Origin of the sequence: Clostridium sp. AM34-11AC, assembly GCF_003435375.1 — a bacterium.
Taxonomy (GTDB): Bacteria; Bacillota; Clostridia; order Lachnospirales; family Lachnospiraceae; genus Pilosibacter; species Pilosibacter fragilis.
Genome location: NZ_QWGL01000011.1, coordinates 64299 through 86030, shown reverse-complemented (window position 1 = coordinate 86030; position 21732 = coordinate 64299). Strand labels below are relative to the sequence as shown.

Genomic DNA, 21732 nt, shown 5'->3' with positions numbered 1-21732 from the left:
ATGCGCTATAATAAGTCTTACAAAAAACAGGGGAGCTCGTTGGCGGGCTGAGAGGAAGTGCTCAAACTTCGACCCTTTAACCTGATGCGGATAATGCCGCCGTAGGAAGTCATGATATGAATTTTTACAGGGGACATGCCGTGATGGGTGTCTCCTGTTTTTATGTCATCTGATTTAAAAAATTTGGGATCATTGTGTTTCCGAAACAGGTGGCAGAAAAAACAGTAACAAAACCATACTTTGAAAGGAGAAAACGGGATCCGCCAGCAGGCGGCGGGCCGAGGGGGAGCGCCCTGGGCTTTGTATGAGATCAGCGATGGGAAGCCGTGTTCCGGCGTGAGAGGATGCCAGTAAGCATCGACCGCCTTCCATACAGTGATCCGGAAAGGGGAACTGTACATTTTTATGTGGAGTACATGGTACTTCACCTGTGGAAGCGCTGTTGTCGTACAGCCGTTTCCTAAAAATACGGCCGCAAGGGAAGCTTTGCGGCTGCGGAAAATTTTCAAAGGAGGAATGTGTGACGGTCCGAAGAAAGGAACGGTCACGCGGAATAAAACATGAAACAGACAAATACGAAAAAATTAGCGGTGGCAGCTGTTTTCTGTGCAGTCGCAGTGGCAGGAAGCTTATTTTCATTCCCGGTATTCGGGAGCAAGTGTTCCCCGGTACAGCATATGGTGAATATTCTCTGTGCAGTCCTCTTAGGACCGGGATACGGACTGGGCGCGGCATTCGCGGCGGCGCTGATCCGGAATCTTCTGGGACTTGGAAGCCTGATGGCATTCCCGGGCAGTATGTTCGGCGCGCTGATCTGCGGGCTTGTGTATCAGAAGACACAGAATATTCCGGCGACACTGATCGGTGAGGTATTTGGAACCTCTGTTCTTGGCGGACTCACGGCCTATCCGGTAGCGGTCTTCCTTATGGGAAAGAGCGCGGCAGGTCTGGCATTTTACGCATATGTGATCCCGTTCCTTGTTTCAACTGCCGGAGGTGCCGTGATCAGCGGTGTGCTGATCTATAGCTTAAAGAAAGCCAATATCCTTGCAGGGATGCAGGAAGCAATGGGACAGTAGAGGAGAGAGAAGCATGTTAAAACAGATGTTTGATCAGGTGCGGGAGAAGAGCCCGCTGATCCACAATATTACGAACTATGTGACGGTCAATGACTGCGCAAATATGGTTCTGGCCTGCGGGGCTTCCCCGATCATGGCGGACGACAAGGAGGAGGTCGCGGAGATCCAGACGATCTGCGCAGGCCTCAATATCAATATCGGTACGCTGAACAGCCGTACCATCGAGTCTATGAAGATTGCGGGAGCGCGGGCCAATGAGCTGGGACACCCGGCAGTGCTGGATCCGGTGGGCGTCGGGGCATCGACACTCCGGACATCGACGGCCAACGAACTTTTAAAAGCGGTAAAATTCGCCGTGATCCGCGGAAATATCTCTGAGATCAAGACACTTGCGGTGGGAACAGGGACCACAAAGGGCGTGGATGCGGATATCGCAGACCGTGTAACCGAAGATAACCTTGATGAGGCGGTGGCATTCGTGAAGAAATTCGCAGAGAGGACAGGAGCTGTGATCGCGGTCACAGGCGCTATTGATCTCGTGGCGGACGCAAAAAAAGCGTACTGCATCTACAATGGCCATCCGATGATGTCCTCCATCACGGGAACCGGCTGCCAGCTTTCTGCTCTTACAGCAGCATTTGTGACTGCAAATCAGGAGCATCCGCTTGAGGCGGCAGCAGCGGCAGTCTGTGCCATGGGACTCGCAGGGGAGATCGCCCATGAACGGCTGACATCGCAGGACGGGAACGCAACATACCGGAATTATATTATCGACGCGATCTATCATATGGACGGGGATGAGCTGGAGCACGGGGCGAAGTTTGAAGTAAAATAGGACTTGAAATTATGCCGATGCCCACATATACTGTGTATAGTATTTCAGACAGAAGGAAATGAACAGCATGGTCATTGATGAAGAACTTTACAGACAGTATCTGCGCGGCGATGAAGCAGGACTTGAGGCTTTAATGAGAAAATACGGTAACCCGCTGACCTTATACATCAATGGCTATCTGCATGATGTCCACGAAGCGGAGGACCTGATGATCGAAGTCTTTTCCTATCTGTTCACAAAAAAGCCACGCATCCAGGACGGCGGTCTTAAGGCTTATCTGTATAAAGCAGCGCGGCACATGGCTCTGCGCCATAAAAGCAGACATCGGCTTTTCTTCAGCCTTGATGACCTGACGGAAGAGCCGGATGGAAAGACGTTGGTGGAAGAGGTCATTCGGACAAAGGAACGGGATCAGATCCTGCATATCTGTATGGATGAGCTGAAGACGGATTACCGGGAAGCTCTTTATCTGACCTATTTTGAGGGAATGAGCTATCGGCAGGCCGCTGAGGTCATGGGAAAAAGTGAGAAGCAGATCACCAATATGGTATACCGGGGAAAAGCGCGTCTGCGTGGATTACTGGAGCGGGAGGGAATTACCAATGCGAAGTAATGAGGAACGGATCGCGGAAGTAAAACGTCGTATTGCGGAAAAAGAATACAAAAAAAGACTGCGGAGAGAATGGGCTGCAGCAGTTTGCTGCGTGGCCGCATGTCTTGCGGTGATCGTAGGTGTTTCCCTTTCCATGCCTGATACTGTCAGCCGGATTGAGATGGGAACTTCTTCTGGCTTGGAAACAGCGGCGACGATGTTAGGCGGCAGCACCGCACTTGGATATATCGTGGTCGGACTGCTCGCTTTTGTTCTCGGCGTGTGCGTGACGGTGTTATGTTTCCGCATCCGTAGACTGAACGAAGAAGAACAGACAGGGGAGCAAAAGGGGGAAAATACAGATGGAAGTCATCAGTAACCTCTTGCAAGCCGCGGTTACCCTGTTAGGCTTTTTCCTGGGCGGTATCCGGTATCTGAAAAGCCGGAAACAGGAGTATTTCCTGCTGACCTGTTTTTATGGCTGTTTCTTCCTTGGATCCCTCTACTGGACGCTGTATCTGCTCTTATTTTCCAAAACGCCGCAGGTCTTTTATGTGTCAGAGTTCGGCTGGGTAGCAAGTGTCATTTTCCTTTCTATGCTGCAATACACGCTTTCTTCGGAAGAAGAACGGAGATTTCCGTGCAGGAAGGCCTTAAGTGCCGTCCTGATCGGTGTTCCGCTGTGCATGTTTTACTGCACATTTGGAGATATCCTCTCCAATCTGCTCTGGTGCGGTATGATGATCATTGTTTCCTGTTTTTCTATCCGGGGACTTGCCTATGCCAGAAGGCAGAGGGGAACTGCAAATAGTATGAAATATTTTCATATATGGGTCCTTTGCTATGTGACATTAGAATATGCCCTCTGGACTTCTGGCTGCTTCTGGCCGGGAGATTCCATTTTCAGCCCATACTGCTGGTTTGATCTTCTGCTGGCAGGCTGCTTGCTCGCTTTGCTGCCGGCAATGGGAAAGGCGGTGCAGGAATGACGTATATTGAAAATGTTTTTATCTGTATGGCATCGCCGTTACTGATCGCCGCCCTGTGCATGGGAAAACGGCAGACAAAATTCTTTCTGTTCTGCCTTGTAGGAATGGGGGCGTGTCTTCTTTCCGCTTATATCAATACCTTTTTCGCTGCACTTTATGGTGCGGATACCTTTGCCGCCACTGCGGAGATCGCCCCGGTGGTGGAGGAAGTCATGAAGCTTCTGCCTCTGCTCTTTTATCTTCTGATATTTGAGCCAAAGACGGAACAGATCAAAATCTCCGCTGTGATCACAGCTCTTTCCTTTGCCACCTTTGAAAATATCTGCTACCTGATCCAAAATGGAGCCGGACATTTTTCCTTTATTTTTTTCCGGGGGATCGGAACAGGAGCGATGCATGTGATCTGCGGAGCCATTGTAGGCGGAGGCCTCGCGTATGTGTGGCAGCGGACCTGGCTGAAGATTGCCGGAACCTGCGGTCTGCTGGGAGCAGCCATCACGTTTCACGCGCTCTATAATCTGCTGATCGCTTATGGCGGCGCAGTGCAGTATGCTGCCTATGTTCTGCCTGTAGTGATTTTGGCAGCGGGAAAGCTGATCGCCCGCCGTCTGACACCGTAATATAACTTTATTTTGTGATTTTTGGGAGCTGTTTTTACGCAGCTCTCATTTTTTTTTGAAAAATCTGCTTCCCGGGTGAGAGTTTTTCCGGATTTTTGTACCTATATAAGTGAAAGACCCTTAAGCTGAGTGTTCAGAAAGGAGGTTTTGTGTGCATGTACGATACACAAAAGCGTGTTGCGCTGGCAAAAGAGCGGATAGTGGAATCTCGCCGCCGACAGGCGCGGCGAAGCATTCGCAGTCTGTCGGCACTGTGCGCTCTGCTGTTTTTGTCTCTTCTGGGAACGGTAGGGACGGTGCAGAGCCAGCCGATGGATGCCGCGGGAATGTACGGGGCGATCCTGCTGCATGAGGGTGTGGGCGGATATGTGCTGGAAGCGGTCATTTCCTTTACCGCGGCAGTTGTGCTCACTGCTTTCTATATCAAGTTCAGAAAAAGGAAACAGATACCATAGAAATGGGGGAAAATCAATGAGAAAGCCAGAAAAACAAAAGAAACAAAGAGAACGGATCTATGCGGCACTGCTCTGCATCTGTACGATGCTTTCTTTAGTTTCTGTGCCTGTATTGGCAGCAGAAATGAGAAAAGGAGCGGGCAGCCATGAACATACCCGGGAGTGTTATACGTGGATGGAAAAATGTGTCCATGAGCATACGCCGGAATGTTATCCGCAGAAGGAGATAACGGGATCTGCAGCCACCTCATCTGACGCGGTGGAGGCCACCGAGTGCCGCCATGTATGCAGTGAGGAAAGCGGCTGCATCACGAAAGAATTAAATTGTCAATATGACAGCGAAAGAAATCCAATCACAGCGAAAGCGCTTATGAAAAATAAAGCAATCGCAACCCGGTCCAATGCGCGGAAAGTCTCTTCTATCTATCGCGCACAGGAAATGATCGATGCTTTGCCGGACGTAACGGATATCAATAACGATAACATCGAGGAGATAAGGCTTCAGTTTAAGGCTGTTGAGGACGCAATGATACAGCTTTCCGTTGAGGACTCGGTCGTACTTGATATCGCTCGCTATCTGAAGGTTGCCGCGGTGCTGTATGGACCGTTTCCTGACATCCAGAATCCTATCCTCGGCACAGACATTAAATGGACGATCAGCAGAGACAATAAGACCATTACGATATCCGGTAAAGGGGAAATGCCTGATTTCGACAATACTAGTTCCGGTAAAAGGTGTCCCTGGGAGGACAAAAAGTCTGAGATTGACAAGGTGGTCATAGAGGAAGGAGTGACAACGATTGGACAACATGCATTTAGTAAATGCATAAGACTCAGTGAGGTGCAAATTCCAAAAACAGTCACAACAATAGGGAGTTCCGCTTTTTATGACTGTAACACCCTCAGGCAGATTGATATTCCAAATAGTGTCAAAAAGGTGATGCCCTTCGCGTTTCATAAATGCCCGCAACTTGGGCAAGTTCACACCCATTGGAAAGATCCGGATGAAGCAGAGTTGTCATTGGCATTTTATCTGCCTTATCTGCCCGATGAATCATGGCCTGAGAATCTGACGATATATGTTCCTGACGCGTATAAAGACAAATTTGCAGCTGCATGGAAAAAATGGAAGGTAAAGGGCGAAACTTACACGGTCTCTTTTGATGGAGACGGAGCACCGGGATATATGGAGTCAGTTGAAGGCATATCCGGGAATTATGTTCTTCCGGAGTCTGGTTTTACATATCAATCAGCGATCCTTGATCACTGGGCGCTGGACAATCCTGATGGAAAGAAAGCGGGATGCCCGGGAGAGACCTTTCCTGTTACGGAGAATGTGGTGCTTTATGCCAGCTGGAGACTTGCGGTGTGTATTCACGCATGGGGCGAATGGCAGAGCGATGCCGGCAAACATTGGAAGAAATGCTCAAACTGTAATGTCATCGGTGAAGAATCAACACATAAGTGGGATAGCGGCGAAGTGACAATACAGCCTACCTGTACAACCGCAGGTCAGAAAACCTATACCTGCACAGTCTGCTCCACAACAAAATCAGAAACGATGGATGCGCTGAGTCATGATTTCAATGTGCAGCAGCATAATGAAATCCAGCACTGGAAGAAATGTTCCCACTGTGAGGCAGAGGATGTCAGGGAAGATCACTCCGGCGGAACAGCCACCTGCAAAGACCAGGCGGTGTGTTCTGTCTGCGGCGCGGCTTATGGGGAGCTGAATCCAGATCACCACACGGGCGGCACCGAGGTGCGCGGCAGAGTTGAGGCCACTGCCAGCGCGGATGGCTATACGGGGGACACCTATTGTAAGGGCTGTGGTATCAGAATTGCGGCAGGACAGGTGGTACCGAAGGATCCGGCGTCCCCGACGACCCCGACAACCCCGACGACACCGACGACCCCGACGACACCGACGACCCCGACGACACCGACGACACCGACGACACCGACAATCCCGACGATTCCAACGACCCCGACGCCCCCGAAAAAGGACAGCAGCAGTTCCGGCAGCAGCGGCGATACCACCAGCTATACTCTGAACCTTCATGCGAACGGTGGCGGCGGCATAAGTACAATCGGGGGAACCTACGGTAAGACAGTCAGCCTTTCCGATCATATTCCGACCCGTGAGGGCTATGATTTTACCGGCTGGTATTCCGATCAGGAATTGACACAGAGGATCACAGAACTCAGGATGATCGGAAACAGGACGGTTTACGCCGGGTGGATAAAGAGCGATCCAAACGCAGGGGCGAATCCATTTACGGATGTGTATGGAAATGATCAGTTTTATAAGGATGTGATATTTGTCTATGAAAAGGGATTGATGTCAGGCACCAGTGCGGTGACATTTGCGCCGAACACCAATATCACCCGTGCTCAGATCGCGGTGATTTTCTACCGTATGGCGGGCAGCCCTGCTGTTGAGGGAAAGAACCGCTTTACCGATGTGGAGTACGGTCCCGGTACCGTAGGGTTTTACGATGCGGTAACATGGGCACAGCAAAACGGCATTATGGGAGACCTTGACGGCAAGAAATTTGGTCCGGATGATCCTGTTACGCGCGAACAGCTTGCATCGATCTTTTATCGCTACGCACAGCTCAGGGGTTATGATACCACACAGAGTGGCATGGCAGACGGCATCGATCTTCCTGATCTGAAGGGCACTATTACCCGCGCTGAGACTGCGGAGATGCTCCACCAATTTGTAGAAAAACAGGGACTGAAACCTGTTGCTGCGTCGACAGGCGCGACAGAATGGGTGAAGAGGACAGGCGGCTGATGACTTGTTTGTCCGGGTCAAAAATGAATAAAAGACCTTTTGACATCGTTGGTTATTTTGTGTCAAAAGGTCTTTTTACTATTTACAAAATCTATGTAGTTCATGCTGGACGTCAGTCGTAGAATGTACATTCTTGGGCAGAATGGAATTTCTGGAAACAGTCCTAAAAAGAGATGAATGAGCAGGGATTTATTTTATCTGCGTGAAGACAGAATATCCACACCCCACACAAGCAGAATCAGTCCCAAAAGGATCGCACCGGCCTTATTCCAGTCGTACTGGTTCATCGCGAAGATCAACGGTGCGCCGATCCCGCCTGCGCCCACGAGTCCGAGAACAGACGCCTCACGGATATTGACGTCAAAGCGGTATAGGACGGCGGAGCAGAACGCCGGGGCGATCTGTGGGAGAACGCTGTGGCAGATGGCTGGAACCGGGTGGACACCCATGGCGAGGAGCGCCCGGTACGGGCCGGGATCGATGGCCTCCAGACATTCAGTGAAGCGCTTTGTGAGAAGTCCGATGCTGCAGACTGCTAACGTCAGGACACCTGTGAAGGCGCCGGGACCGGAGACCCGGATAAAGATCAGACCATAGATCAGAAACGGGATCGACCGGATCGCCATGATAATCAGGTTAAAGAAAAAAGCGGCCGGTGCCGGGACAAAGCGTCTTGTGTTGAGAAAGGCGAGAGGTGCGGCAAGAAAAGCACCGATGGCTGTTCCGACAATGGCAATGCAGATGGTTTCAAGGAGAAGGTAGACAAGCCCGTCTTTCTCTGCGGAGAAAAAGAAGGTCCAGTCCGGATGTGTGAGTCCGGCTGCCATACTTTTTAACGCCGCGGCACTTGTTCTTGAAAAATCCGGCGGAGTCTGTGTCGCGAGGCAGAAGAGGAAGAGCACTGCAAAACCGAAAAGGATCATCCGTCCAGAGATACGGGGCTTTTTAGACAGGTCCTTGCTGCCTGAAAAAAGTTCTGTGATCTGTCCGCTGTGGATCATTGACGTAAAATACCGGTTCGCGGACTCGATCACACAGACGGTGAGAAAGAGCAGCAGCAGGATCGTTCCGACCTTGTGGAATTCCCGCCAGGAGATCTTTTCATTTAAGATCAGGCCGATCCCGCCTGCCCCAACGTATCCGAGAATGGAGCTGTGCCGAACATTCGTCTCAAAGAGGTACAGGGCGTTTGTCAGAAACGCGGGCAAAATTTCCGGCAGGACCGCATGGATAAATGCCGGGAAACGGGCGCAGCCCATAGAGATAAGGGCCTGATACGGAGCGGTGTCCGCGTGTTCTGCATCCTCATAGGTGAGCTTGGTCATGATCGCAAAGGTGTAGAGCGTGATGGCGAAGGTTCCCGCGAAGGTTCCGAGTCCGAAGAGAAAGGTTGCGGCGAGTGCCAGGATCAGCGCCGGAAAAGACCGGAGTACCTGGATCAGGAGACGCAGAAAACGCCTTGCCCATGACGGAAAATGCAGGGATACGGCGCCAAAAGGGGAAACGATCAGCGCCAGAGCGGATCCGGTCACAGTACCGGTCACGGACATCTGGACCGTGTAAAAGAGCGGTAGCAGGATCTTTGGAAAATAGGAGAGATCCGGCCGCAGCATGTCGGCCGCCAGATCTGAAAGATGGGAGCTCCTTGAAACAAAAAGAGCCGGATCGCATCCGGTAAAGGACGCGGCGGCGTAAAAGCAGAGAAGGAAGAGGATCCAGCTGGCAGGTTTTATATATTTTTTTCGGTTTCTGTACATGGATTGCTTCCTCCTCTGAAATGTTTCTCTGCAAGGATCCGTTGGGACGGATAAACGCATAAATAGCAGAGTTCTATTATTCATAACCTAAGACAGGTGGGAGTCTTCGAGACTGATATAAATGTTTCTCAGGATTTCCTCATTCATTTCCGATGGCGTTCCATCAAAAACCACATTTCCATCCTTCAGTCCGATGATCCGGTCGGAAAACTCCTGGGAGAATTCAAGGTTATGGCTGTTCATAAGAATCGTGACGCCGTCCTTTTTCTGGATCTCCTTTAAAAGTGTCAGGATCTGCCGCCCGGTGACCGGGTCCAGGGACGCGGCGGGCTCGTCGGCCAAGAGAACCTTTGGATGACGCATAAGGGCTCTCGCGATGGCGGCGCGCTGTTTCTGCCCGCCGGAGAGATTTTTTACCGGTTCCTCCGACTTCTCGGAGAGTCCCACGCGGTCAAGAAACTTCAGGGCTTCTGCCCGCCGCTCTTTCCCGTAAACTCCGAACACAGCGGGGAAAAATCCCATATCCGGCAGACAGGCGGTGAGCACATTTGCAAGGCAGGTGGAATTTTCCACGAGACAGAAATCCTGATAGATGGTGCCGATGGATCTCTTCACATTCTTTCTGGCGGTTCCGGACATGGACGCTATGCTGCAGCCATCAAAAAGGACAGCCCCGTCCCCCGGCGTCTCCATGCCGTTTAAGATCCGGAACAGTGTGGTTTTTCCGGCTCCGGACGGACCGATCACGGAGACGAACTCGCCCTGGGGGACGGTAAACGTCACATGATCCAGGGCGCGGGTCCCGTTTTTAAATTGTTTTCCGACGTTCTGAAGAACGATTTCCATGAAGATACCTGCCTTACAAATAATGATTCAGTAAAAAACTGGAACCTGTTTAGTTCATAGCTTTCAGCATTTCCTGTGCGGCGCGTTCCCCGTCATAGTTCGCGTCATCGCCCCACTCGTAGCCGACCTGACTGAAGACTTTGATGATGTCTTTGCCTTCATCGGTTCCTGCGATCTCGATGAAGGAATCACCGAGAGCCTGACGGAAATCAGCGTCCTGCATGAGCTCGGAAGTTTTGCTGTATGCGATCATATCGTTGTAGATTCCCTCTGTGACGCCGATGATGCCTGTCTGCTTTACCATATCATCAGTACCGCCGAATTTCTCTTTCCAGTCCGGCGCATATTTTGTGCGGATATGGCCATAGGAGACCATGAGGTCTGCCTGTCCGGAGGCGAGGCGGGCGAGGGAGGTGGTGTAGGAATCAGACTGGACCGCGTTCGCGAGGTCAGCGATGGTCTTTCCGTAGCGCTCGTTTAACCATAAGGACGGGTAAATGTACCCGGACGCGGAGGTCGGACCCATGACTGCCCATGTGGCACTGTTTAAGTCATCCCAGGTGAGTTCCTCGCCGTTGTTGACCTTTGCGAGAAGCTCCTGTCCCTTTTCGCTCGGTCCTGCGAGGATCACAGAGCGGTAGTAGGTGCTCATGGCGTCGGTATTCTCTTCAATGGTGCCGTCGTTCCATTCCTTCGGATCCTCGGAGTCCTTGTTGATGGCGTAGCGGAGAGCTGTGAGGAGAACGTCGCAGTCATCGGAGAACAGGACATAGTTTCCTCCAGAGATGAAGCCGATATCAGCGCTTCCTGCGCTCAGTGCCTCACCGACAGCGGTGTAGCTTGTTCCGACGGTCATGTCGATGTTTTTGACATCGTAGCCTTTTTCAAGCAGTGTCTCTTTTAAAAGGTTTTCTAACGGCTCTGTGGCTGTGGTGATCGTATCTGCATCCGCGTACGGGGAGAACGCGATCTTTAAGGAATCGATGGATTTCGTCTCAGCGGAAGCAGTCGTCTCAGCAGCGCTTTCTGCGGATGCGGCAGCTGTTGTCTCTTCCTTGGAAGCCGCTGCCGCGTCTGTCTTAGAAGAGGAACATCCTGTGGTGAGTCCGAGGCAGAGCGCCAGGGAGAGAGCCGGTACAACAAATTTTCTCATAATAATACCTCCATAGCCCGTCAGGGCAGAATATATTTTCTGCTGAAAGAATGGGACACCGGGAAATACGGTGAAATAGTTTCAATATCCGCCAATGGTCAGGACACAGTGAGAGCGTGATCGTTCCGGATAAAATGAAACAGAACACGTTCAGCAGCCTTGGATCCGGGTGAAACAGGCGGATAAAGAAAAAGGCATGCCTTCTGCAGCATGCCGTAAAAATGACTTTCAGGCAGAATGCTGACAAGCCGCGGACATGAATCCGAGGCATGGGACGGTCGATCCTTTCTGGGATCCTCTCAGCCCGGAACACGGGCTCCCTCGCAATCTGGTCTTCGTCATCAAGTGATTGAATTGATCGCAGCACCAGGGCGCTCCCCCTCATGCTGCATTCCGTTAACCGATTTGGATTGTAGCACAGGAGATGGAAAAAGGCAAGAGAGGAAATTTCTGGAAGGTCTGCCGGGATAAAGCAGTAGGCGGAGAACACAGGGCTGTAAGCAGGCTGCATGGAATATATGAAAAATATCGATGGATCCATGCAAAATTCGCAGTCTTGAAATCATGTACGAAACCGGGTGCAAACTTGACTTTTCCGCGCAGAAAGTATATAGTAAATCTTGTCAAAAAAAGAAAATAAACAGACCGGGGAGCCTGACGGATCAGACTGAGAGTTGGCTGCATCGCCAAGACCCGTATACCTGATTTGGATCATGCCAACGTAGGAAGCTGCTGAAGAGAAAGAGTAGAAGTGGAGATACCTGCGGGTGTCTCCTTTTTTAGTAACAGGAAATTTTTAGGAGGTAGAAGATATGAACTGCAGACCGGAAGATATGCTGCTCTACGCGGTGACGGACCGCGCGTGGTTAAACGGTGAGACTCTGGAGAGCCAGGTGGAAAAGGCTTTAAAGGGCGGCGCGACCTTTGTTCAGCTGAGGGAAAAAGAGCTGGATGAGGAGAAATTTTTGGAAGAGGCGAAGAAGATTAAGAAGCTCTGTGCCGAATATCATGTTCCCTTTGTGATCAACGACAACGTGGATATCGCCCTTAAGGTGGACGCGGACGGCGTTCATGTGGGACAGAGCGATATGGAAGCGGGAAAAGTGAGAGAAAAGCTGGGACCGGATAAGATCATCGGTGTTTCCTGTAAGAATGTGGAGCAGGCACTTCTCGCGAAAAAGCACGGGGCAGATTACCTCGGCGTCGGAGCGATGTATCCGACAGGAACAAAAAAGGACGCAACAGCGGTGACACCGGAGGCGCTTTCTGCGGTCTGTCAGGCGGTGGATATCCCGGTAGTCGCCATCGGTGGAATCAATAAGGACCGTCTGGAGCCCCTTAAGGGAACCGGTGTGGATGGTGTCGCAGTCGTCAGCGCGATCTTTGCGGCAGAGGATATTGAGAAGGCGACACGAGAACTGAAAGAGGCGGTAAGAGAAATCTTATAATATAATTTTTTAAACACTACATTCAAACAAGCCAATAAGCCAGAAGAAAAATACTACTTGCCTGAAAATATGAATTCTAAATTCACAGAGTAGCAATTTTCCCTCTGGGTTTTGGAATAGATCAAGCGGAAAACACTTCCGCGGCGGCACATTGGGGGCACCACCTTGCGTCGCCTAATAAAAAGTTATTGATGCCTGAAAGGAGTTTTTATGATGAAGACAGCATTAACGATCGCTGGAAGCGATTCCAGCGGAGGCGCCGGCATCCAGGCCGACTTAAAGACGATGATCGCAAACGGAGTATACGGAATGAGCGCGATCACAGCACTGACGGCCCAGAACACGACCGGCGTCCAGGGGATTTTCGAGGTAACACCGGAATTCCTGGAACAGGAGATCGACAGCGTATTTACGGACATTCGTCCGGACGCGGTAAAGATCGGAATGGTTTCTTCCGCGGGACTGATCAAGTCTATCGCAAAGAAGCTTCATGAACACAAAGCAGAAAATATCGTTGTGGACCCGGTCATGGTGGCGACAAGCGGATCAAAGCTGATCAGTGACGATGCCATCGGCACATTAAAAGAATATCTGTTTCCGATGGCGGCGGTCCTGACCCCGAATATCCCGGAGACAGAGGTTTTATCAGGGATGGAAGTAAAGTCCGCCGAGGACATGATCGCGGCGGCAAAACAGATCAGTGAGACATATCACTGCGCGGTCCTCTGCAAGGGCGGTCATCAGTTGAATGATGCCAACGACCTGTTATACCGCGACGGCAGCTACCGCTGGTTCAACGGTAAGCGGATCGACAACCCGAACACCCACGGAACCGGCTGTACCTTATCGAGCGCCATCGCCTCCAATCTGGCGAAGGGCTATGACCTCGATACAGCGGTGGAACGCGCGAAAGCTTACATCTCCGGAGCGCTGGCAGCCATGCTGGACCTCGGACATGGATCCGGACCGATGGACCACGGATTTGATTTCCGCGGAAAAGGATTTGCGGAGGAACATGTATGACGATGACAGAACGCCTTTTAGAGGCAACAAAGGAGATCTGGGACGGCTATAACGAGATGCCCTTTGTAAAGGGAATCGCGGACGGCAGTCTGGATCATGAAAAATTCAAATATTATATGATACAGGATTATCTGTATCTTCTTGACTATACAAAGGTATTTTCCATCGGCACGGCGAAGGCGAAAAACCTCGACGCTATGCGCCTGTTCGCGGGTTATACCCATTCGATCCTGGACGGTGAGATGGATATCCACCGCGCGTACATGACGAGACTCGGAATCGCGAAGGAGGAGGCAGAGCAGACAACGGTCGCTCTTGATAATCTGTCCTATACCTCCTATATGCTTCGTGTCGCTTACGAGGAAGGAGAGGCGGAGGTCATGGCGGCGATCCTTTCCTGCGCGTTGAGCTATGAGTTTATCGCGAAGAAGATCCTTGCGGAGTATCCGGCTGCAGATAAGCATGAGTTCTATGGGGAATGGGTCAGCGGATATGCGTCCGATTCCTACCATGAGGACAATGAGGTTCTGGCAGACCTGATGAACCGTCTGACGGAGGACTATACCGAGAAGCAGAAACAGCATCTTGTGGACATCTTTACAGCATGCTCCCGCTACGAGGCGGCATTCTGGGATATGGCATGGGAAATGAGGCAGTAGGATGCTGAAATTTGACAATGTAAGCTTTCAATATGATGTGGAAGATTTCTCCATCATTGACCACCTCTCCTTCGATGTACAGGACGGGGAATTCGTGTCCGTCATCGGCGCTTCCGGCTGTGGTAAGAGTACGATCTTCCGGCTTGTGAACAAGCTTCTTCTGCCGGCTTCCGGCGAGATTCTGGTGGACGGTGAGTCCATAGAGAAGAAGAGAAACTACTGCGGATACATGCCACAGCAGGATCTTTTATTTCCGTGGCGGACCGTGCGGGAGAATCTCCTGCTGCCGATGGAGATCCGGGGCGGATATTCGAAAACGGAGATGAGAGAGAAGGCGGATGCGGCGCTGGAATCCGTTGGTCTTAAGGACTGGGGTGACAAGACGCCGAAGGAGCTTTCCGGCGGCATGCGCCAGAGAGCGGCATTTGCGAGAACGGTGCTCACAGGTTCCGACCTTCTGCTCCTCGATGAGCCGTTTTCCGCCCTCGATTACCTGACGAGGATCTCCATGCGGGAATGGCTTTTAGAGCAGTGGGAGAGGGAGAAAAAGACAGTCCTTTTTATCACGCACGATGTGGAGGAAGCGGTCTTTTTGTCCAGCCGGATCCTGGTTGTAGAGGAATCACCGATCACCCATCTGCGGTCCATTGATGTTCCGGCAGAATATCCGAGATCCAGGGACGAGCTTCGGAAACCGGAGATACTGTCCCTGAAGGAGGAGCTGATCGGTATGCTGAGGAAGGAGACGTCATGAGTAAGAAGATGAAGAAGGATCATGCGCGGGTTCCTTCCGGGGCTTCGCGCGGACAGACCCATAATGTTCTGAGTACGAATCTTCCGGCGGCGATTCTGGTGGCAGCTCTGCTGATCTTCTGGCAGGCGGCGGCTATGGGGATCGACGCGGCGTATATCCTGCCGTCACCGACCCAGGTGGTGGTACGGCTCTGGGAGCTTAGAGGTCCGTTATTTAAGGCACACCTTCCGGCAACGATGTCGGTGGTGGGGATCGGACTTCTGATCTCCATTATTCTTGGCCTTGGTCTGGCCGTTCTGATGGATGCCAGCGAGACAGCGGAAAAGGCACTTTATCCGCTTATCATCGCGTCGCAGACGATTCCGACAACAGCTCTGGCACCGCTTTTTGTACTCTGGTTCGGATACACGATCTGGAGCAAGGTGCTTGTGACGGTGCTGATCACATTTTTCCCGATCACGATCACGGTATTCGACGGATTTAAGTCGGTGAAGACGGAGATGGAAGAGCTCTTGTTTACCTTTGGCGCGGATAAACGCCAGATTTTTATGAAGTTAAAGGTTCCGGCTGTCCTGCCCTGCTTTTTCTCAGCAATCAAGATGGCGGTTCCGTTATCGATCATCGGAGCGGCCATCGGTGAATGGCTGGGAGCTCAGAGCGGACTTGGATACTTCAGCAGGAGGATGATGACACAGCTTGATGGAGCCGGCGTGTTCGCACCGATCTTATTGTTATCGGTGGCAGCGATGGCGGCTGTCTGGGTGGTCACACTGCTTGAAAAACGGATCATTCACTGGAGAAATGAGTAGAAAATACAACATGAAATTCTGGCTGACCAGTGAAAGAGCAGGACAAATTATTTTGATAACGAAAGGAAATGACATGAAAAAAGGAATGAGAATCGCTGCAGCGGTGATGGCTGCGGCTTTCAGTATGACAGTACTTGCAGGATGCGGTAAGAGTGAGACAAAGACAGCGGAGACGACGGCAGCGGCTTCAGCGGACAACAGCAGCGCGGCAGAGACAGCGGCTGCTTCTGATGAGAAAAAGGATCTCCGTGAGGTCAACGTGGTATTGGACTGGTATCCGAACGCGATCCACACCTTTATCTACACCGCCATCGAGCGCGGATATTATGCGGAAGAGGGACTTGATGTGAAGGTCCGCTTCCCGGCGAATGCGAATGATGCTCTGGCACTTGTCGCTGCCGGCAAGGCGGAGATCGGAATGTATTATCAGCAGGATGTGATCCAAGCGGTTGCAAATCAGGGAACGAAGATCAAGTCCATCGGTGCGATCGTGCAGTCTCCGTTGAGCATTGTACTTTCTTTAAAGGATAAGAATATTACAAGCCCGTCCGATCTTGTCGGAAAGACAGTTGGATACGGCGGAACAGCTCTCAGTGAGTCTATTGTGAAGACCATGATGGAGTATGTGGGCGCGGACGCGTCAGATGTAAATCTGATCGACGTTGGATTTGACCTGATGAGCTCCATGACTACCGGAAACGTGGATGCCACCATCGGCTGCCTTGTGAACCATGAGGTTCCGCAGCTGGAGGAAGAGGGCTTTGATGTCAATTATTTCATGGCAAACGGATATGGCATTCCGAATTATTATGAGGAAGTGTTCCTCGCAAATAATGAGATGATCGAGAGTGAGCCGGAGGTCTTAAAGGGCTTTTTACGTGCATCTGCAAAGGGCTTTGAGGACTTTAAGAAGGATCCGGACGGCTGCCTCGCGATCCTCATGAACAACCAGAATGAGGAGAATTTCCCGCTGACACAGAGCGTTGAGGAGAAATCCTGTGAGACTCTGCTGCCGCTTATGGAGACGGAGGATGTTCCGTTCCTGACACAGACGGAGGAGTGCTGGCAGGAGAACATCGACTGGATGCTTGAGAGTGGACTGATCGATCAGAAGGTTGAGGTTTCTGATGTGATGGTGGACCTCGGGGAGTAGGTTCCTTGGGGAAATCTTATAGGAATTGAGAAATACCGGGATGGCGGGGAGACTGCTGTTCCGGTATTTTTATGGTCTGAGTCAGGAAAAGAGAGAGTGGGTCAACTTGGCGGAAGTACGCGCAGGTCAGCTTCCAGCTCCTGGTGCTGTCGATTTCCAGGCGGTTCCTCTATGCTTGCAGAAAAATGCTAAGGGCGGAGAAAATGGGACGCAACTCGCTTCGCTCAGACAAGCGACCCATTTCCTCCAACGCATTTTCCTGCGAGCCAAGAGGAAGCTAGGCCTGTAAATCAGGCACCCGGAGCCGGAGGCTGACCTGCGCTGGAGGTTGGAGGCGTAAGGATAGATCTGGAGAATGTATGATCTGGTTGTCACTGTGGGAAAGAACGCTTGTTCATATGGAAGATATGTATTATAATTGGGGTTAGATAACGTTTTTCGAAGAAAAAAGAGATACCTGGATGGAGGAAACTGTGCTGTTTCGGTTCTTGAAAATCAGGCATCCGCGTCCAGCGGCAGTCTTGTGCTGGATATTGACGAGATTGAATGGGAGGAAGGTTATGACAGAACAGATGAAGAAGGAGAGGGCAAGGCGGCTGTTTTTGATCGCTTTTGTTTTGTTTACGTTTGCGAACGGATTTGGCGGCAGCATTATCTCGAACTATTTTAAGGGCGTGTATCAGGTGGACTCGGTGCAGAGGGGGCTTTTGGAGATCCCGAGGGAGCTGCCGGGAGTTGTGGGAGTGTTTGTGATCGCGGCACTGTCGGGATGTGGGAATCTGACGTTGGCGATGATCAGCTTCTGCCTGTACGCGGTGGGAATGTTTGTCCTTGGACTTTTATCTCCGGGATATCTCTTAATGCAGCTGTTTGTGTTTACCTATTCTCTCGGGGATCATATTGTCATGCCGGTCCGGGATGCGATCGCGATGGATCTCGCGGATGAGGGGAAGACGGGAACGTTTCTCGGAAAATATCGGGGATATGCGACGATGGGATCTATGGCGGCATCGCTGCTTGTATTTATCGGATTCCGGTACGGGGCGTTCTGGTTCCGGGCGGACAGATCAGTCGTTCCGTCGTTCTGTGTGTCTCTTGTGGTCGTTGCGGCGGCGTTATTCTTCCTGTGGAGACTGAGAAGAGAGGTTCCGGCCCTTGATGTGCGGAAGCATGATGAGAAGAAAAAAGGACTGCCGCTTAAGAAGAAATACATTCCTTATTATATCGTTACAGGGGTTTATGGTTTCCAGAAACGGATGCGTCTGGTGTTTGCACCGTGGATCATTATCGAGCTCCTTGCGATGGGGGCAGATACGGTGGCGCTTCTTGGAATCGTGGCGCATTTTGGCAGCAGTATGTTTGCTCCGCAGATCGGGAAATTTCTCGATCTGCATGGTGTGAAAAAGGGGCTTGTTCTGGAGAGCGTGACGATCGGGGCGATCTTTCTGTATGCAGCCTGGGCGGTCCATGGGATCACGTCCGGTGTGTTTGCAGGAAGAGTGGAGCAGATCTTAGCGTTCACGGCATATATTTTTATTATGATCGCGGATCATTTTAACGCGGTCCATGTGATGTTAATGAAAAAACTCAGCGACTCTCCGGCGGACGTGATGGAGAACCTGTCGTTTGGGCTCAGTGTGGATCATGTGCTGGCAGTGACGGTCTCCGGGCTTTTAGGCGCTGTCTGGAAGTTTGTCGGTCCGGAGTGGGTGTTTGTATTGGGAGCAGCGGTCTGCCTGGTGCATTTCGGGGTGGCTGTATGGCTTGGAAAGAGAGCATGATAAAGAAGACACAAAATAACTGGCGGATATGATAATTTTAAGGAGAAACAGAATATGATCTTTGTATCGCACTATGATTCACCGCTTGGAATCCTTTATCTGGCGGCGGATGAAGAAGTGTTAAAGGGAGTCTGGTTTGAGGGACAGAAATATTTTGCTTCTGGATTGGATAAGAAAGAGACGGAAGATAAGGAGACGCCTGTTTTGAAGCAGACGAAAGAGTGGCTGGATCTTTATTTTGCCGGGAAAGAACCGGAGTTTCTTCCGCCGCTGGCGCCGGAGGGCTCAGAGTTCCAGAAAAAGGTATGGAAGATCCTGCTTATGATCCCATATGGAAAGACCATGACATACGGGGAGATCGGCAGGAAAGTCGCTGAGATGTCCGGGAAAAAGACCATGTCTGCCCAGGCTGTTGGGGGCGCGGTCGGTCATAATCCAATCTCGATCCTGATTCCGTGCCATCGGGTGGTCGGAACGAACGGCAGCCTCACTGGGTATGCGGGCGGAATCGAGAAGAAGATCGGGCTGCTGAAACTGGAACGGACGGATATGTCTGGGATGTTTGTGCCGAAGAAAGGGACGGCGCTGTAGTGGGAAATAAAGATGTAATTAGCTATAAAGTAACGGAAGGAGCTGATATCATGGATGAATTTTTAAAACTGCCGGTTGGCATCGATAATTTTGAAAAGATCCGTCGAAATGGATTCTACTATGTCGATAAGACGAGCCTGATCGAGCAGCTCTTTTCGAGTTGGGGGGAAGTTAATTTATTTACCCGTCCGCGCCGTTTTGGAAAAACACTCAATATGAGCATGCTGAAATATTTCTTTGAAATCGGGACGGACCGGTCGCTTTTTGACGGACTCCATATTTGTGCCAATGAAAAGATTTGTTCTGAACATATGGGAAAGTACCCGGTGATCTTTCTTTCATTAAAAAATGCAGAGGGATTGAATTTTGATACAGCGAAATATCAGATGGTCGAACTCATTGCGAGGGAGGCAGAGAGGTTTCCTTTTTTGGCAAAGGACACAAATTTATCGGATCGTGACAGGGAAAAATATAGAGTGTTGACTGCATTTGCAGATGGGCATTATCAGATGAGTGATGATGTACTGTACGGTTCTCTGCAGACGCTTTCCGAACTTCTATATAAACATTTTAGTCAGAAGACGGTTATTCTGATCGATGAATATGATGTACCACTTGATAAGGCCTTTCAGCATGGTTATTATCGGGAGATGGTCGCTTTGATCCGGGCGCTGTTCGGAAGGGCACTGAAAACAAATGAGGCTTTAGCCTTTGCAGTATTGACTGGATGTCTCAGGGTTTCTAAAGAGAGTATTTTTACGGGATTAAATAATTTTAAGATCCTGTCGATTACGGATTCGCGGTTTGATGAACAGTTTGGTTTTACAGATAAAGAAGTACAGAAACTTCTCGCAGATTATCACTTGGAAGCGAGATTTTCGGAAACGAAGGAATGGTACGACGGTTATCGTTTTGGCAATGTTGACGTGTACTGTCCGTGGGATGTCATTAATCATATCGACCGAATCAAGGACGATCCGAATGCAAGACCAGAAGCATACTGGATCAATACCAGCGGGAATGACCTTGTAAAGCGCTTTGTAGACAAGGCAAACAGAACGACCCGGAATGAGATCGAACAGTTGATTGCCGGGAATGCAATTGAGAAGACGCTCCGTCTTGATCTCACATATGATGAGATCGATAACAGCATCGAAAATCTTTGGAGTGTTCTATTTACGACTGGATATCTCACGCAGGCGGGAATGACAGAGGATGGCGCGTACAGGCTCGTGATACCAAACCGGGAGATTTGTGAAGTGTTTAAATTGCAGATCCAGGAGTGGTTTAAAAAGTCGATCTTCAGCAATACGGAGCAGTTAACTGCTTTCTGGAATGCTTTTGAAGAGGGAAATACGGACGGAGTTGAGATATATCTTAATCGGATCATGAGCAATTCCATCAGTGTTTTTGATATAAAAACGGGAGAAGGGAAAAAAGAAATCTCGTATCATAACCTTCTTGTTGGTATTTTGACGGGAAATGAAGACTGGCTTGTAAAATCTAATGTCGAGGCAGGAGAGGGATTTGCGGATATTATTGTGGAAACGGAAGATCCGAATGCAGGCATTGTTGTGGAACTGAAATATACGAAGAATTACGATGAGATGGAGCAGGCCTGCAAGGCGGCGCTGGATCAGATCAATGACCGGGGTTATCAGGAATATCTTTTAAATGATGGGCGAAAGGATATCACTCTTTACGGAATTGCCTTCTGTAAGAAACGTTGTAAAGCGATGACTTCCGGAAACTTATAATTGATTGGTGTTAATGATGGATGGGTGTAGTGTAGAAATGTGATAATTTTGCATTACACCTGTTTTTGGCGGGTCCCAAGGTCAAGAATTTAGATTTCGTTGAGGTGCGGCATGAAAATACAGAAAAAATGGCTCTATATACTGCTGGCTGCAGCAGGTGTGATCGGTGTGGTCACAATTCTCTTTTTTTCAGGCGAAAAATGGCTGCGTGATGGCTGGTATTATATCCCTGACAGGGCGATCGCCATTGCACTTGGGCTCTGCGTGTTCTGGCAGATCGTGCTGACAGCGGGGACATTTTTTTTGCTGGCGTGGAACAGAAAGAAATTCGACGGCTGGATGAGAAGGATTATCAGGATACCGGTGATCGTGGCGGCGGTTTTTCTGTTCCTGTTTTTTGCATGGAACTGGTTTCTTTACAGTCTTGGATTTGAGCAGAAAGTGGAACAGTATGATGAACACATTGCCCTGTATGTAACGAATACATTTGTGAGAACGAGATTTCGGTATCCGCATTATATGTATGAGGAAAACTGGCTGTTTATGAGGAGTCTGAGTGATGAAGAACAGCAGGAAGCTGTTTTAAAATACGGAGATCCGGATGATTATTACAGGGAATATCATTAACGGC

21 protein-coding genes and 2 riboswitches are annotated in these 21732 nt (G+C 50.4%); of the genes, 18 read left to right on the top strand and 3 right to left on the bottom strand.

Annotated elements, in window-relative coordinates; all coding sequences use genetic code 11:
• Positions 1-18: 18 nt before the first annotated feature.
• Positions 19-125, top strand: a riboswitch (TPP riboswitch).
• A gap of 435 nt (positions 126-560) precedes the next feature.
• From thiW to DW826_RS08810, 8 genes are all read left to right on the top strand, one after another.
• Positions 561-1079, top strand: coding sequence for an energy coupling factor transporter S component ThiW (gene thiW / locus DW826_RS08845; protein WP_015554054.1), 519 nt, complete (start codon positions 561-563; stop codon positions 1077-1079).
• Positions 1080-1092: 13 nt separating this feature from the next.
• Positions 1093-1914 carry a hydroxyethylthiazole kinase gene (gene thiM, locus DW826_RS08840; RefSeq protein ID WP_117552538.1) on the top strand — a complete coding sequence of 274 codons (822 nt, stop codon included), beginning with the start codon at positions 1093-1095 and terminating at the stop codon, positions 1912-1914.
• A gap of 67 nt (positions 1915-1981) precedes the next feature.
• Positions 1982-2527 (top strand): sigma-70 family RNA polymerase sigma factor, encoded by a 546-nt coding sequence (locus DW826_RS08835; RefSeq protein ID WP_117552537.1) that lies wholly within the window; start codon positions 1982-1984, stop codon positions 2525-2527.
• A complete protein-coding gene (locus DW826_RS08830) occupies positions 2517-2885 on the top strand; it encodes a DUF4179 domain-containing protein (RefSeq protein ID WP_117552536.1) in 369 nt (122 codons plus the stop codon). The genes DW826_RS08835 and DW826_RS08830 overlap by 11 nt, the downstream gene beginning before the upstream one ends.
• Complete coding sequence (locus tag DW826_RS08825) at positions 2869-3495, top strand: histidine kinase (RefSeq protein WP_117552535.1); 627 nt, start codon at positions 2869-2871, stop codon at positions 3493-3495. Before DW826_RS08830 ends, DW826_RS08825 begins: the two co-directional genes overlap by 17 nt.
• A complete protein-coding gene (locus DW826_RS08820) occupies positions 3492-4115 on the top strand; it encodes a PrsW family glutamic-type intramembrane protease (protein ID WP_117552534.1) in 624 nt (207 codons plus the stop codon). The genes DW826_RS08825 and DW826_RS08820 overlap by 4 nt, the downstream gene beginning before the upstream one ends.
• A 155-nt stretch (positions 4116-4270) precedes the next feature.
• The gene (locus tag DW826_RS08815; protein WP_117552533.1) at positions 4271-4570 is read left to right on the top strand and encodes a hypothetical protein; all 300 of its coding nucleotides are present in this window, start codon (positions 4271-4273) and stop codon (positions 4568-4570) included.
• Between the two features lie 16 nt (positions 4571-4586).
• On the top strand, positions 4587-7370 hold the full coding sequence (locus DW826_RS08810; RefSeq protein ID WP_181968032.1) for an S-layer homology domain-containing protein: 2784 nt from the start codon (positions 4587-4589) through the stop codon (positions 7368-7370).
• Positions 7371-7564: 194 nt separating this feature from the next.
• Here DW826_RS08810 and phnE read toward each other — a convergent pair whose 3' ends face one another.
• The 3 genes from phnE to DW826_RS08795 form a co-directional block, all read right to left on the bottom strand.
• Entirely contained in the window at positions 7565-9127 is a 1563-nt protein-coding gene (phnE, locus tag DW826_RS08805; protein WP_181968031.1) for a phosphonate ABC transporter, permease protein PhnE, read from the bottom strand.
• Positions 9128-9214: 87 nt separating this feature from the next.
• Entirely contained in the window at positions 9215-9973 is a 759-nt protein-coding gene (gene phnC, locus DW826_RS08800; protein WP_117552530.1) for a phosphonate ABC transporter ATP-binding protein, read from the bottom strand.
• A gap of 49 nt (positions 9974-10022) precedes the next feature.
• Positions 10023-11126, bottom strand: coding sequence for a phosphate/phosphite/phosphonate ABC transporter substrate-binding protein (locus DW826_RS08795; protein ID WP_117552529.1), 1104 nt, complete (start codon positions 11124-11126; stop codon positions 10023-10025).
• Positions 11127-11762: 636 nt separating this feature from the next.
• A riboswitch (TPP riboswitch) is annotated at positions 11763-11870 on the top strand.
• 68 nt (positions 11871-11938) lie between these two features.
• On the opposite strand from DW826_RS08795, the gene thiE reads away from it, so the two are divergent.
• The 10 genes from thiE to DW826_RS08735 all read left to right on the top strand — a co-directional run bounded on the left by thiE (position 11939) and on the right by DW826_RS08735 (position 21728).
• Positions 11939-12574 carry a thiamine phosphate synthase gene (thiE, locus tag DW826_RS08785; RefSeq protein WP_015554065.1) on the top strand — a complete coding sequence of 212 codons (636 nt, stop codon included), beginning with the start codon at positions 11939-11941 and terminating at the stop codon, positions 12572-12574.
• Positions 12575-12787: 213 nt separating this feature from the next.
• Positions 12788-13597: a bifunctional hydroxymethylpyrimidine kinase/phosphomethylpyrimidine kinase gene (gene thiD, locus DW826_RS08780; protein WP_117552527.1), complete on the top strand. Its 810-nt coding sequence runs from the start codon at positions 12788-12790 to the stop codon at positions 13595-13597.
• Positions 13594-14256, top strand: coding sequence for a thiaminase II (gene tenA, locus DW826_RS08775; RefSeq protein ID WP_117552526.1), 663 nt, complete (start codon positions 13594-13596; stop codon positions 14254-14256). The genes thiD and tenA overlap by 4 nt, the downstream gene beginning before the upstream one ends.
• Position 14257: 1 nt before the next feature.
• On the top strand, positions 14258-15010 hold the full coding sequence (locus DW826_RS08770) for an ABC transporter ATP-binding protein (protein WP_117471241.1): 753 nt from the start codon (positions 14258-14260) through the stop codon (positions 15008-15010).
• Positions 15011-15078: 68 nt separating this feature from the next.
• Complete coding sequence (locus tag DW826_RS08765; RefSeq protein WP_117485407.1) at positions 15079-15819, top strand: ABC transporter permease; 741 nt, start codon at positions 15079-15081, stop codon at positions 15817-15819.
• Positions 15820-15892: 73 nt separating this feature from the next.
• Complete coding sequence (locus tag DW826_RS08760; RefSeq protein WP_242994068.1) at positions 15893-16972, top strand: ABC transporter substrate-binding protein; 1080 nt, start codon at positions 15893-15895, stop codon at positions 16970-16972.
• A 560-nt stretch (positions 16973-17532) separates the two neighbouring features.
• Positions 17533-18753 carry a hypothetical protein gene (locus DW826_RS08750; protein ID WP_117552524.1) on the top strand — a complete coding sequence of 407 codons (1221 nt, stop codon included), beginning with the start codon at positions 17533-17535 and terminating at the stop codon, positions 18751-18753.
• A 54-nt stretch (positions 18754-18807) separates the two neighbouring features.
• Complete coding sequence (locus DW826_RS08745; RefSeq protein ID WP_117552523.1) at positions 18808-19344, top strand: methylated-DNA--[protein]-cysteine S-methyltransferase; 537 nt, start codon at positions 18808-18810, stop codon at positions 19342-19344.
• Positions 19345-19394: 50 nt separating this feature from the next.
• Complete coding sequence (locus DW826_RS08740; protein ID WP_117552522.1) at positions 19395-21101, top strand: AAA family ATPase; 1707 nt, start codon at positions 19395-19397, stop codon at positions 21099-21101.
• A gap of 111 nt (positions 21102-21212) precedes the next feature.
• The gene (locus DW826_RS08735) at positions 21213-21728 is read left to right on the top strand and encodes a hypothetical protein (protein ID WP_117552521.1); all 516 of its coding nucleotides are present in this window, start codon (positions 21213-21215) and stop codon (positions 21726-21728) included.
• The last annotated feature ends 4 nt before the right edge of the window (positions 21729-21732 follow it).